General features: G+C 39.6%; 10 protein-coding genes. 1 reads left to right on the forward strand and 9 read right to left on the reverse strand.

Annotated features, from left to right (window positions below):
* Window positions 1-2: 2 nt before the first annotated feature.
* The 5 genes from bioD to GS399_RS06645 all read right to left on the reverse strand — a co-directional run bounded on the left by bioD (window position 3) and on the right by GS399_RS06645 (window position 3,506).
* Complete coding sequence (gene bioD / locus GS399_RS06625; protein ID WP_160843803.1) at window positions 3-611, reverse strand: dethiobiotin synthase; 609 nt, start codon at window positions 609-611, stop codon at window positions 3-5.
* Window positions 612-1,730, reverse strand: coding sequence for an aminotransferase class I/II-fold pyridoxal phosphate-dependent enzyme (locus tag GS399_RS06630; protein WP_202409390.1), 1,119 nt, complete (start codon window positions 1,728-1,730; stop codon window positions 612-614). It lies immediately after the preceding gene.
* Window positions 1,731-1,787: 57 nt separating this feature from the next.
* Window positions 1,788-2,198 carry a DUF4890 domain-containing protein gene (locus GS399_RS06635; RefSeq protein WP_160843804.1) on the reverse strand — a complete coding sequence of 137 codons (411 nt, stop codon included), beginning with the start codon at window positions 2,196-2,198 and terminating at the stop codon, window positions 1,788-1,790.
* Between the two features lie 104 nt (window positions 2,199-2,302).
* A complete protein-coding gene (locus tag GS399_RS06640; RefSeq protein ID WP_160843805.1) occupies window positions 2,303-2,686 on the reverse strand; it encodes a DUF4890 domain-containing protein in 384 nt (127 codons plus the stop codon).
* Window positions 2,687-2,735: 49 nt separating this feature from the next.
* Window positions 2,736-3,506: an XRE family transcriptional regulator gene (locus tag GS399_RS06645; protein ID WP_160843806.1), complete on the reverse strand. Its 771-nt coding sequence runs from the start codon at window positions 3,504-3,506 to the stop codon at window positions 2,736-2,738.
* A 113-nt stretch (window positions 3,507-3,619) separates the two neighbouring features.
* On the opposite strand from GS399_RS06645, the gene GS399_RS06650 reads away from it, so the two are divergent.
* Entirely contained in the window at window positions 3,620-3,958 is a 339-nt protein-coding gene (locus GS399_RS06650; RefSeq protein WP_160843807.1) for a GIY-YIG nuclease family protein, read from the forward strand.
* Between the two features lie 56 nt (window positions 3,959-4,014).
* On the opposite strand, the gene GS399_RS06655 is transcribed toward GS399_RS06650, so the two are convergent.
* The 4 genes from GS399_RS06655 to GS399_RS06670 form a co-directional block, all read right to left on the reverse strand.
* Window positions 4,015-4,617, reverse strand: coding sequence for a fasciclin domain-containing protein (locus GS399_RS06655; RefSeq protein WP_160843808.1), 603 nt, complete (start codon window positions 4,615-4,617; stop codon window positions 4,015-4,017).
* A gap of 241 nt (window positions 4,618-4,858) precedes the next feature.
* Window positions 4,859-7,336 carry a mechanosensitive ion channel family protein gene (locus GS399_RS06660; RefSeq protein WP_160843809.1) on the reverse strand — a complete coding sequence of 826 codons (2,478 nt, stop codon included), beginning with the start codon at window positions 7,334-7,336 and terminating at the stop codon, window positions 4,859-4,861.
* Window positions 7,337-7,457: 121 nt separating this feature from the next.
* Window positions 7,458-10,622, reverse strand: coding sequence for a basic secretory protein-like protein (locus GS399_RS06665; RefSeq protein ID WP_160843810.1), 3,165 nt, complete (start codon window positions 10,620-10,622; stop codon window positions 7,458-7,460).
* Window positions 10,623-10,712: 90 nt separating this feature from the next.
* Window positions 10,713-13,169: a transglycosylase domain-containing protein gene (locus GS399_RS06670; RefSeq protein ID WP_160843811.1), complete on the reverse strand. Its 2,457-nt coding sequence runs from the start codon at window positions 13,167-13,169 to the stop codon at window positions 10,713-10,715.
* Window positions 13,170-13,196: the final 27 nt, after the last annotated feature.

Consider the following 13,196-nt stretch of genomic DNA (forward strand, 5'->3'; position numbering starts at 1 on the left):
TTTTAAATTTCTATAAAATTGGCCAACTTGGCTATTTCACCCTTCGTTACTGATGGTAAGTCAGGCAAACGCCCTACTACTGGCAATAAGCTTTGCTCCAAGATAACGCTTTCTGAAAATTCGTCTGAATTACCGTTGAAAACAAGTCCCGCGATATCTATTTTCCTGTTTTTTAATGCCTCAATAGAAAGCATCGTATGATTAATGCTTCCCAGATAATGGCGTACAACAAGAATAACCGTTGCGTTTAGTTTTTGTATCAGATCAATAATCAAATCCTGGTTATTTAATGGAACCATCAAGCCACCGGCGCCTTCAATCACCAGGTGATTTTTAGTTTCCGGCAAAATGAAATCGTTTAACTTGATTTCGATATTGTCCAGAGCGGCGGACTTATGAGGAGAAAATGGTTGAGTTAAGCGGAATGCTTCCTGAAAAAAGTTGGATTTATCATTTGTTACCAGGCTTTTTACAGTGAGTGTATCGGAGTTTTCCAGATCTCCTGATTGAACTGGTTTCCAATAATCGGCTTTAAGCTTTTCTACCAGCACTGCCGATACGACTGTTTTACCAACGCCGGTTCCTATGCCCGAAATAAATAATGGTTTCATTTAGAGGTTCTGATAATTAACAATTGCTGTCGTTAACTGTTCAATTTCGCTATGTGTATTATGTGTATGGATGCAAATCCGCAGTCTTTCCATCCCGGCCGGTACGGTCGGAGCCAGTATCGCTCTTACATCAAATCCTTGTTTTTTTAAATCAGAGGCGAGCATTTTAGTTTTTTCGTTTCCGCCGATAATAACTTTCTTAATCGGCGATCTGCTATCAATGTCATTCAATTTTAAAAGCTTGTTAAATATGGAAACACGCTGATGAATAAGTTCCTGGTGATTAAACATCTGCAAAAAAGTGTAAGCTGCCCTTATACTCAACAGGTTATGAAAACTTTGCGCTGTGGTGTAAATAAAAGATCTCGCAAAATTGATCAGGTATAACTGAAGTGTTTTGCTGCCAAGTACTGCCGCTCCATGTGTTCCAAAAGCTTTTCCGAAGGTAATGACACGAGCGAAAACATCTTGCTGCATATTTAATTCGTGAACCAATCCTCGCCCTTCATGGCCAAAAACACCCGCCGCATGTGCTTCGTCTACTATTAACGCTGCGTTGTAACGATTCGCCAGGGCAGAAATCTCTTTTAAAGGCGATAAATCACCGTCCATTGAATAAACACTCTCAACTGCAATAAAAATATTTCCTTTTGCTATTTTGAGCTTGCTCTCGAGGCTGTTAAGGTCGTTATGCCTGAAAGTATAGCGTGTAGCATGACTTAACCGTATACCATCAATGATCGATGCATGGATAAGTTCATCACTTATAATGGTGTCATTACGTTGCGCGATGCAGGAAAATAAACCAACATTTGCATCGTAACCCGAGTTGAACAACAGCGCAGCTTTCGACTCATGGAATTCTGCGATAAAAGTTTCCAAATCTTCGGCAAATGTGGTATTACCAGAAATTAATCGTGAGCCTGTTGAGCCGATCTGATAGGAGTGAAGGTTGGTCTGTTCGTTGAGAATACGTTTAAGTTCGGGCGATCGGGAAAAACCAAGGTAGTCGTTCGAGCAAAAATCGATAAGACCAGTTTCTGGCGGTAGACTGCGTAACAACCCGTCCTTATCGCGGGCTTGCAGTTTTTGATGAAATTGTTGAACGATGTCTATCAAAACTAAATTTCATCAAAAATAAAAAAAGCGGCACCTTTTTAAGTGCCGCCCGGAGCATTAATTAGAGCTGGAGTCTTTTATATCTCTCTTATGTCCCCTTCCTCCGGCTCTTGCCTCCATTTTCTGTTTTTGCTGCGCCTTGAAATCTGCATAGGTTTTTTTCTGGCTGTCAGTCAATAGATCATTTATTTGTTTGTCGCTCTCTGCAAACTCACTTTTGATTGCTTTATGGTCGGCATCCTTCTGTCCGCGCATTGTTTCCATTTTTTTAGCTCTTTCCAGGTTTATAGCATAAATTTTTGCTTTCTGGTCGCTTGTTAGAGCAAGTTTCTTATCCAAAACATTTGTTGTCATTTCAGCACGCTGCTCTGGTGTTTTCTTTACGTGGTGATGTAAACTATCTTGCTGAGCAAAACTCGCAGTAGCGAATCCCAACATTATAACGGTTCCAAAAATTAACTTTTTCATATTCATTGTTGTTTAAATATTAGAAGCTGATTACCTCGTTTGGTTTATTTGGCGGATTGTTAAAATATGTTAAACAAAAAAAACCGGCTTTCGCCGGTTTAAACTTATTGATTACCCTGAGGCCTGCCGCCTCCGTTACGCATCTGGCTTCGTCTTTCTTCCAACCAGCTGTCATATTCTTTTTTCTGATCATCGGTTAATACCGCTTTGATGTTGGTATCACTTGTTTGTCTAAGCGCCATCATAGCCGGACGCTTTTCCTGCATATCGCCCGGAGCCTTGAATAAGCTGTCAACTTTTTTTGCCTGATCGAGATTAATTGTGTAGATCTTAGATTTCTGATCGTCGGTAAGTTTCAATTTACTTACAAGCGCATCAGTATTTTTCTGAGCCCTTTCTTCGGGAGTACCCATGTTTCTGCCGCCCTGAGCTTTGCTTAACGAAACAATGCCCATTGAAAAGGCGAGAAAAAACATTAACTTTTTCATTTCTTTTAAATTTAGATTTAGTGAATAGACACTTTGAATTTAAAAGGGTTTAATTGTTTTGCTGAAGTTTCGAAATAGATTTCTGCATTTGTGCCATCATACTGGTTAAGCTTTCCATAGTAGGTTCTGGCGCAGGCTCGGGAAATGTAGTAGAAATATATGCTTTTGATTTCCATACCTCAAGTACGTCTTCTGCTGAGATAGTATAAGGTTCATAAACGGCATTGTCCGATACCAGTTTAAGCGGCTTATTTTCACGAAGTTTACTGCCGGCACGCTTATAAACAACTCCTTCCGTTTTGCTGATTACGATATATGTTTCGCCAATCTTTATATCGTTCCAATTTTCCAGGTACTCACCAATGATTATTGTTCCCGGTTGCAAAGGAAGCATCGAATCGCCTTTTATCTCAAAAGCACGGTAAGATCCCTGTTTAAACATAGGTAATTGAAATTTCGGCAGTTCACTTATATATTCAGGATCGGAGTAGCCATTTAAATATCCGGCACTAGCTTTAACCGGAACGAGTTCAATATTTTCCCGGTCGTTTTGATCAACAGAAACACTCAAAACCCTCACTTTTGCATCCGATCGCTGTTTTGGCTTCCACTTCTCATTAATTTTTTCATTCACCAGCTCATCCATTGACAATTCATAAAACTCTGCGAATTTTTTTAGCAATTCGTACTTAGGCTCTGCACGGTCTTCTTCGTAAGCTCCGACCAGCGAACGTTTAATCTCCATCTGATCAGCAAATTGCTGTTGAGTGAGAGCTTTTTGCTTTCGCAGATATTTAAGATTGGATGATATGTTACTCATTTTAAAATAAATTTGTTTATGCTAAAATAATTAGTAATTTTATGCTCATAAAGTTAGCAATATTTTTTGAACATAAACAAAAGCTAATTCAATTAGCTATCAAATTAATTTTTATGAAGAAGTATGTATATGTTGTAACGGATCGAAACAGGGCTTCACTGCATGTTGGAATGAGTTCTGATTTAATGAAAACGATGAAGTTTTACAGGGATATGCCTAACCTGTTTTTCGATAATAGTCAGCAATTAACGAGGCTTATATATTTTGAGGAACTGAATAGTGAAAATATAGCAATACAGCGTTTCGAACTTATTAGCCACTTTACACGTACTCAGAAAGAAAAATTAGTTAGAAATGTTAACCCCGATTGGATTGACCTTACGATCGGTCTTGACTTTGAACACATTGTTTTTAAAACAATGGAAAAAACGCAATTATTGCAGGCTTCATAAAAAAAAGCCCCCTGTTTTTAGGGAGCTCTTTTTACATAAGAGAGGGGTATAAGGGATCAGATGCTGTTTTTAGGCAGCAATACGTTATTTATTGCATGAACAACGCCATTTGATTGTTGCTTATCAAATGCAGTTACCAATGCAGTATTACCTTTCGAATCAGAAAGCTCTAAATTCTTATTAGCGTTGATTTTAAAAATGAGCTTGTCGCCATTAAGAGTTGTTAAGGTCGTTGAGCCGTTACCTTTTACAATTGCCTTTGCAATATCCTGTGAGGTATATTTACCTGGCACCACATGATATTTTAATATTTCCGCAAGTTTATCTTTAGTTGAAGCGGTGGCACTCAGTTTTGTAAAAGCGTCATTGGTAGGAGCGAAGATTGTATAAGGGCCGCTGCCTGTCAATGTTTGATCTAAACCCGTAGATTTTAAATCAGAAACCAAAGTGCTGTAATCAGGCGATTGGGATACATTTTCGATGATGGTTTTATTAGGTGCCATCTCAGTTTGAGCAGTCGTTGTTGTCGCTCCGCTACTTGAGCTTGTAGAGCTGGTTCCTGTAGACTGCTTAGTGCCGGTCGAATCAGTTTGTGCTTTTAATGAGTTTACTGACAGGAATAAACCTGAGACTAACAGACTTAAAAATATCTTTTTCATAAATAAATTTTTGTTGATGCTGTTCCATGAGACACAGTCATCGTAGGTAAATAGATGTTTTAAATAGACTATAATATAAACACCTGTAAACCGGAATTATTGCCTTTTAAAACATTTTTCGCAATATAGAATAAAGATAGCAAGGTAGATTCACACTTTCATTATAATCAATAGCTCTTCGTTACCGCCTCTTTTTTTAGCCTTAAGCGCATGAAAGTAAATAAATAGACCTAACGCGAATTCAGTCTAGCATGTTTTCTTCAGAATTACCTCCCGGATAATTTTTTAAATTTATATCACGCTGAGGGAATGGTATTGTTATTTTATGTGCCCTAAATTCCGTCGAAATTTTTAAAATAACATCATTTTTCACCGCGGATGAATCTCTTATGTTGCCAACCCAAAAGAATAATCTAAAATCTATTGAACTGTTACTAAATTCCTGGGCGAAGACAGCAGGTGCCGGCTGCTCCAGAATTCGATCATCACTTTCAAGTATTTCTTTAAGTACGTTTCTGGCTTTTTCAAGATCTGTATCATAAGCTACGCCAACTGTTAAATCCATTCTCTTCACGTTTTTGTTCATTGTCCAGTTGACAGGATGCTGGCTCAGCAAATCACCGTTAGGAATTATTACATGAGCACCATCAACCGATTTAACAATACTGCTTCGAAATCCTATCGATTTCATGGTTGTCAACTGACCATTTACCTCAACATAATCACCAACATTAACCGGTTTTTCAAATGCGATAATAAGGCCGCTGACCAGGTTATTAACTAAACCCTGTAGTCCTAAGCCAATACCCACACCCAAAGCGCCAAGTATGATAGTGAGTTTATCGAGTGGAATTCCCGATGCCGCAAAAGCCAAAAACACCCCCATGCTTATGATGAAAATACGAACCAACAGTATCCAGCTTCCAAGTGTTAGCTTTTTCGATTCTTTAGTGCCATGCTGAAAACTGTCCGATTCGGCGGCGAAGAAAGAAACTATCCTTGACAAAACCATGGAACAAACCATGACAAGCAGGAAGATAACCAGCCCGTAAATAGAAAATGTATACTCACCAATGGACCGATCTGCATTCAAAAAATCGTTGAATGGAGAAACGAGCTGCTGAAGTATATAAAAATTCCTGCCGATCAAGATACACCAGCCTACAGCTAGTAAAATGTAAAAAAAGCCTGGAACCTTTTCATCGATTTTGTTGAAGTTCAGATAGAATAATTTTTTATCCGGACGTTCGTAAATGCTTGAAGCATGCAACAGCACTTCGTTTAAAAACCTGACAGTCCACAAAAATAAGATTGCAATGATAATGCCTTCATATCCGCTGATCATCAGGCTTTTTGCCAGATTATAGCGGCCAAAAATATTAGGTATGATAGATAGCACCTCAAAACACACGACAAATCTGATAAACAAAAGAATGTAGCTTTCTTTCAACTCGTGTTTGTGATGGTTAAAAAGAATATAGCAACAGTATATTGAACCGCAAAGTGATGTGACCAACATTGCCCACCGCTCAGGGCGGGACGCCTGTAAAATCATATTATCAACACTTGCTACCAGGAAAAGTAGCGAAATTACAATCCAAAATCTCATCCAAAACGGACTAATAAATTTATAGAAGATAATACTAAGACACACAATTTCAATTAGCCACCACCCAAAACTTAAAATAAACGGCGGGCTTTGAAATATAAACTGAAACAAACTGATGGAGATTACCATGGCAGATAAAGCCGGATAGCGCAAGGATAATTGCTCCTCAAAATCCGTCCTGAGTTTGTTTTCCTCTCTCAGTTTTCCTCTTACCGATCTTAAAAATACTGTACAGAGTACGATTGCGGTTAGTAATATTATAAAACGGCCAACATTGTCGGTTACGTAAAATTTAACAGCAAGGACTTCCTTAGCGAAAGAAATATCTATTATCTCATTTAAAGGCCTGGAATAACGCTCTTTTTCATAAATGTTTGGAAATTCTCTCGCAAACGAAATTTCGCTCAATTGTTTTTTATACAATTCAATATCCTCAATCGAAGAGCGTAACTCAAAAACAAGCAGGTCGAGTTTATTTTGAATATTTTGAACGCTGATTATAGCATTGCTTAGTAGTGAGTCGACCGGACCGGCTTCACGTCCAATAACTATAAGTCTTTTAAGATAATGAGTGACCTTGGCGGAATCTTTGGGAAAAGTAAAAAGAACAGGATTAGTTCCCAGCGAGTCGATATCGCTTCTAAAGCCAACTAATCTATCTGAATAGCGATCTACTAAAATCTTTCTTGCTGTGAATTTAGATAAAAGATCGTTTAATATTACGCCAGAAATTGCAAGATTACGTTGTGTTTGCGATGTTCCCTTATTGAAAAAAATTCCATCCTTTACAACATTCAAAGCTGATTTGCCAGCTTGAATCTCATTTAACAATCGGGTGGTGTCGATTCCTTTTTTGAGCAGAATTTTAACTTTCTCATTTAAATTTTCTATTTGACCGATAACCTTACGCTGCTCCCTTGCATTTTGCCCTTCTTTGTAATCCTCAACACTTTTTTCCGCGATCGGAGTCGTTAGTCGTTTGACCTTATCTGAAAAGCTGATTGATTTAGTTGTGTCATTCTGGATAAAAACTGAGCTCGCAAAAGCCGATTTTACAAAGAAAACTAAGCAAATTGAAAATGAAATTAGTGTTGATTTAAACAGTGTCATACAGTTATTGGTACATCAATTAATCTCTATCCGGATAAATTTAATAAATTTTAAAAGTGTGGGTTACAAAAAAGGGGTTGAGCTTTTTAAGCCAACCCCTTTTACTTTTATATTTCCGATATTACCACCCAGGAGCGAATGTAAGCCCGAATACAGGTCCGCTAACATCGGTACGCTGGAAAGGAATTGCCGCATAAGGTTCCAAAACAAAATAACCAAACACGTTGACGCGTAGAGAAATTCCTGCACTCATTGCAGGAACTCGTTCCAGGACATCTTCATACTCGCCGGTTGCCGGATTTATAACTTGCTTAACAACATCTGGTTTGCCTTTAAAAGCAACCTTAGAATCCTTATTGAAGGCCAAACCCATATCAAAAAATGCATTTAAATCAGTAAACAAAAATTTCGATTCAATTGCAGCGAGTTTTTTCGGGCCGGTAAACGGCAAACGAATTTCAACATTGGCAACGGCTATTTTAGTTCCGATCAACTGGTTAATATTAAACCCGCTGCCGTTAACGGATTCCTGCAAATAACCGTTTTTGTAGAAAGAATTGTATTCGTATCCTCGTATCAGGTAAGGGTACCCGACGTAATTTGCATACAATTTATTTTGATCAGGACCGGTACGAATATCTCCGTAAAGTCTTCCGGCGATCGTTATTGGTTTCAAACGAATATATCGGCGCAAGTCAACAATTGCTTCACCAAATTTGTAATCACCGTAATAATTTGAATAACCGATACGGTACCTGAATCCATTTAAAGGAGCAGTTACACCGAAGAACGAATTGTCGCCTACCAACGCCGTGTTAATACCAAATACCTTAAAGTTCTGAAATCGAAGTCCGTATTGCTCATAGTAAGAATTCGCTTCGTCAAGAGACACTTTTTTCTTATCGGAACCGACATAATTACCAAGATATGTTTGACCGCCGGAGTTTATTAACTCATAATAATCACTGTATCTGTCAATACGGTACGAGTAATTGGAAAACGATCCGCCCAATTCAAACCTATGAATTCGTGAAAAGGGATAACTTCCAAAAACTGTCGCCTGATCCTGAAAAGTGCGTATCAGGTCGTAACTTGAACGGTAATAAGTGTTCCCGTCAATTTCTTCTGCATCATCTGAAGGATAAGCTGCCTGGTAAGGGATGTGAGAAATTGATCCGCCCCAATTGATACGGCTTTGCTGATTAATGTAAGCCACCTGGCCACCAAAATCATATATCTCACCATTTATTGCGGCCGCAGCGTAAATCTGGTTTCGTCCTAGAATGTCACTAAAAATACCCTGAATGCCGCTGGCAAGTCCTGCGCCGTATTGTCCGACAGAGGCACCGAAACCATTACTTGAGATGTAATCGAGTTTGAAATGAGGCTTATAGGCAATCTGTTTTACTGAATCGCTCGTGATTTGCTCAAATCGCTCAAAATTATCCAAATTGGTATTTATGATATCTACACCAAACGATTTGATAGGTGGGAGCTTTGCAATCTCAAGATTAATAGCTGTTGGATCTACGCTGACCGGCTTAAAATCGGCCGCTTTCGCATTGTAAATCCTGTATTTCTGAGCTCGGTAATAAGAATAAATAATATCGTCGTTACGCGAAACACTCACGGCAGGAGAGAATTCGGTAATACCACTTATACCGGTGAAGTAATCGGTTAACTGCTCAACTTTTCCACTTGCCAGCTCGTAGCGGTAAAGATTCCGGAATCCGTCACGATTGGATAGAAAATAAAGCTGTTGATCGTTAGCGGAAAACGCAGGATTAAGGTTATTAGCACCATCGAAAACTTTGATATCTGTAATCTTTCTTGTGGCAAGATCCATCACAGCGAGGTTAAACGATATGTCCACGCCTTTATTGGTTTTGTCATATGTGGTTCTGTCTGAACTGAACGCTATCTTTTTTCCATCGTTAGAAAATACGGGATGGTAATCAGAATAAACATCGTTTGTAAGCTGAGTAACCTGTTTCGTGTTCATATTGAACATAAATAAATCACTCTGACCATTTTTTAAACCAGTGAACGCAATATCATTGCCATTGGGCGACCATGCCATATTTCCAAATTCGCCAACGTCTCCCATACTTTGAGTAAGAAGCGTTCGTCCGGAGCTGACATCGACAACGGACATTCGTATTCTGCCCGAACTGTAAATAGCAAAAGCAAACTTCTTCCCGTCTGGAGACCATGCGCCGGCCGATTCAATAAAGCTAATTTCGTCTATATGATTATCCCGTGCCTTGCTGGATATCTTTCGTATTATTCTCCCGGTTTGGGCGTCGGCCATGAATAAATCAATGCTGAGAAGGTCCTTTTCAGATAAAAATGCGACATATCGACCGTCGGGTGACACGGCAGGAGCAAGGTTATAAGTATCACCGCCATTCTTCTCATCGATAATTCTTTTCCCGATTGGAACCTGCGCTGTATCCTTTAAATAAGGTTTGTAAGTATTCTCGATACTCGTTTTCCAAAGGTTTGACAATGTTCGATCATCGTAACCGAATGTACGCCTCGTTGCCATTTCATAACCATATTTGGCTGTTGATTTGAAGAATGGAACGATAACAGTATCTCCGTATGTCGATCCAATGAACGACCAAAACGCCTGCCCGTATCTGTATGGAAAATATTTATTGGACATTGTCAGGTCGCGCAGTGTCGGGATATCCTTATTTAAATAAGCATCGCGCATCCACATAGCTGTATAAGCGTCCGTTTTTCCAATCGAAAGATATTCCGCCATACCCTCAACCATCCATAACGGCAGATTACCGATATTTTCCAGATTAGTAGAGTCTCCCTCAATCAAGGAATGATATTGAAACGCGTGAACTAATTCGTGACCTAAAACGTGTCGTGTTTGCTGATTGATTTGCTGAATCGGCATTACTACCCGGTTTTTCATACCTTCGGTAACACCGCCTGTACCTACGCCTATTTCGCCATCGATCGCTGTTGTTTGCTGGAAATCCGGTGAATTAGCATACAGAATAACGGGATTCTTTCGTTTAAAAGTGTCTCTAAACACTTGTTGATGAAGGTCATACCAAATTTCACTTTCTTTAGCAAAACGCTTTAATAAACTGTCGTTATGTAAATAGTAGTAAATATTAAAATGCGGCGTTTCATAAACCTTAAATTTCAAATTTTTGTACCTCACTTTGTTTTGCCCGAAATATTGCGCGTTAACGGTGGTACTGCAAAGAAGAGCAATTAGGGATGCGACAAGTGAAAGAAGGAGGGTACGAGTTCTGGTCATATAACGGCGTTTAAGTTTATAAGGACGGAAATCAATACTAATTTACAATAAAAACCTCATCTAATATAGATGGTTTCAAAATCAAAAAGTTTAATCCTTTTTATTCTCTTTACGTAACCTTCGGGCTTCCTGTCTTTTTTCTTTTGGAGTTTTTTCCTCTTCAGAACTGGTTACTGCCTGATCGTTCTTTTCCGCAGGTTTTGGAACATCTTTTTGTGGTGCCGGAGCCTGTTCTTTCGGCTGGGTTTCTGGTGCAGGTTCTTGCTGTGGTTCAATTATTTCAGGTATATTCAGCGAATCCACCGCAGTACTGTCGACAGTAGTTGTATCGGTACGATAGACAGGTGTCGGGCAACTGTATTCCCGTTCGATTTTCACGCCGGGCTTCGGAAACGGGCCGTATGTAATTCCCGTTGAGGGATCAGCGTAAACCTTCTCCATGAACCGTCCAAAAATAGGAAGTGCGGTATGTGCTCCTTCGCCATTTTCTGAGCTCCGAAAGTGGACACTCCGATCATCGCATCCAACCCAGATTCCAGTAACGAGATCTTTTGTAATACCCATATACCAACCATCTACGTAATCGGATGAGGTTCCGGTTTTTCCGCCAATTTGATTGTTTTTCTTCCACAAATCATTGAAGCTCCATAAGTTTTGCGAGGTTCCTCCAGGTTCTTCCATACCGCCGCGGAACATATAAAGCATAAGCCATGCTATCTCTTCAGAAATCGCCCGTTCGATTTTTGGTTTAAAATCTGCGATAATGTTTCCATCCTGATCTGTTATTTTTTCAACCAGTATCGGATCGGTTTTCACGCCTTTATTAAGAAAAGTGCCATAGGCTTTAACCATTTCATAAACAGATACATCATTGGATCCTAAACTGACCGATGGAACTGATGCAAGCGGACTTTCGATACCGCATTGATGAGCATATTTGACAACATTGTCCCATCCAACTTTTTCGGTTACCTGCGCAGTGATAGAATTTACCGATTTCGCCATTGCCCAACGCAATGACATTTCACGGCCGGAAAAGCTGTAGTCAGCATTTTTGGGTTCCCAGTATTCGGTTTTTCCGTTTTCCTGGTATTCGATTTTCACCGGCTTGTCAGTAAACTTATCGCATGGGCTCATGCCTTCTTCCAGCGCGGTTAAATAAGCAAATGGTTTAAATGTAGATCCCGCCTGGCGTTTCGCCTGGTTGACGTGGTCGTAATTAAAATGTTTAAAATCGATCCCGCCAACCCACACTTTGATCTTTCCGGTAAACGGATCGAGTGTCATCATCCCGGTATTCAGAATTTTAGCGTAGTATTTAATAGAATCAGTGGTTGAGAAATTCACTTCTTTGTCGCCGTCCCAGCTGAAAACCTTCATCTTTTTCTTCCGGTTCAAAAACTGATCTATCGAATCCTGATTCCCGCTATATTTCTTCTTCAGTTCGTCATACCACGATAGACGCTGGCAGGCTTTTTCAACAAAATCAGGTATTACTTTTCCTTCCGAATCGCGCCATGGAATTTCATTTCCCCATACATTTTCAAAGCGACGCTGCAGCATTTTCATTTGCTCCGATACTGCCTGTTCAGCATATTTCTGCATTCGCGAATCAATCGTCGTGTATATTTTCAATCCGCTTTCATAAAGGTCGTAACCATTTTCGTCACACCATTTATCGAGATATCTTGCTACGGCAGAACGAAGATATGAGTCGCCTTCCGAATCGTCAGCAAGTTCGCCAATGGTAATTTTTATAGGCCTTGCGCTGTAAATTTTATATTCTCCGGGTTTTAAATAACCGTATTTCTCCATTTGAGATAGGACGACATTGCGTCGTTCCAAAGCTTTCTCCGGATATTTTACCGGGTTATAGGAGGATGTTGCCTTCAGCATGCCGATCAATAAAGCCGACTCTTCCGGCTGAAGCATGCCAGGTTCTTTATTGAAGTATTTTTTTGCCGATGTTTTTATTCCAAACGTATTATTTCCGAAAGAAACCGTATTAAGATACATCGTCAGAATCTGGTCTTTGGAATAAACTCTTTCAAGTTTAAAGGCAGTTAGCCACTCTTTAAATTTATAAACGATGGTTCGTACAAACGGAATATGCTTGATAAAGCCCTGTGATTTATTATAGCGGGTGCGATAAAGATTTTTTGCAAGCTGCTGGGTAATAGTGCTGGCTCCGCGACGATCACCGGACGCTGTAGAGATCAAGCCTGAAATCAATGAGCGAAAATCAACGCCGTTGTGGCTATAAAATCGAACATCCTCTGTGGCAACCAAAGCGTTAACAACACTTGGTGATATTTTATTGAGTTCAACCGGAGATCTGTTTTCCTTATAATAACGTCCGATCAATTTGCCGTCGGCGGTATAAAGTTCCGATGCAACGCGCATATTCGGCATCTTAATGTCCTTAACACTAGGCGAATAACCAAATAATCCCAAAAAGTTCAGCTCGATAGCACAGAAGAAAATAATTATAAAATACAGAGCGATCACCGCAATGCGAAGCGGCTTATTTTTAATCTCTTTAAACATACTTAGGGGAAACCTTCTTATATTAAA

The sequence above is a fragment of the Hufsiella arboris genome, from assembly GCF_009834875.1.
In the GTDB taxonomy this organism is placed as follows: domain Bacteria; phylum Bacteroidota; class Bacteroidia; order Sphingobacteriales; family Sphingobacteriaceae; genus Hufsiella_A; species Hufsiella_A arboris.

What these genes read in the sequence shown, in the direction of transcription:
- bioD (WP_160843803.1), bottom strand. Translation starts at nt 611, where the DNA reads ATGAAACCATTATTTATTTCGGGCATAGGAACCGGCGTTGGTAAAACA.
- GS399_RS06635 (WP_160843804.1), bottom strand. Translation starts at nt 2,198, where the DNA reads ATGAAAAAGTTAATTTTTGGAACCGTTATAATGTTGGGATTCGCTACT.
- GS399_RS06640 (WP_160843805.1), bottom strand. Translation starts at nt 2,686, where the DNA reads ATGAAAAAGTTAATGTTTTTTCTCGCCTTTTCAATGGGCATTGTTTCG.
- GS399_RS06645 (WP_160843806.1), bottom strand. Translation starts at nt 3,506, where the DNA reads ATGAGTAACATATCATCCAATCTTAAATATCTGCGAAAGCAAAAAGCT.
- GS399_RS06650 (WP_160843807.1), top strand. Translation starts at nt 3,620, where the DNA reads ATGAAGAAGTATGTATATGTTGTAACGGATCGAAACAGGGCTTCACTG.
- GS399_RS06655 (WP_160843808.1), bottom strand. Translation starts at nt 4,617, where the DNA reads ATGAAAAAGATATTTTTAAGTCTGTTAGTCTCAGGTTTATTCCTGTCA.
- GS399_RS06660 (WP_160843809.1), bottom strand. Translation starts at nt 7,336, where the DNA reads ATGACACTGTTTAAATCAACACTAATTTCATTTTCAATTTGCTTAGTT.
- GS399_RS06665 (WP_160843810.1), bottom strand. Translation starts at nt 10,622, where the DNA reads ATGACCAGAACTCGTACCCTCCTTCTTTCACTTGTCGCATCCCTAATT.
- GS399_RS06670 (WP_160843811.1), bottom strand. Translation starts at nt 13,169, where the DNA reads ATGTTTAAAGAGATTAAAAATAAGCCGCTTCGCATTGCGGTGATCGCT.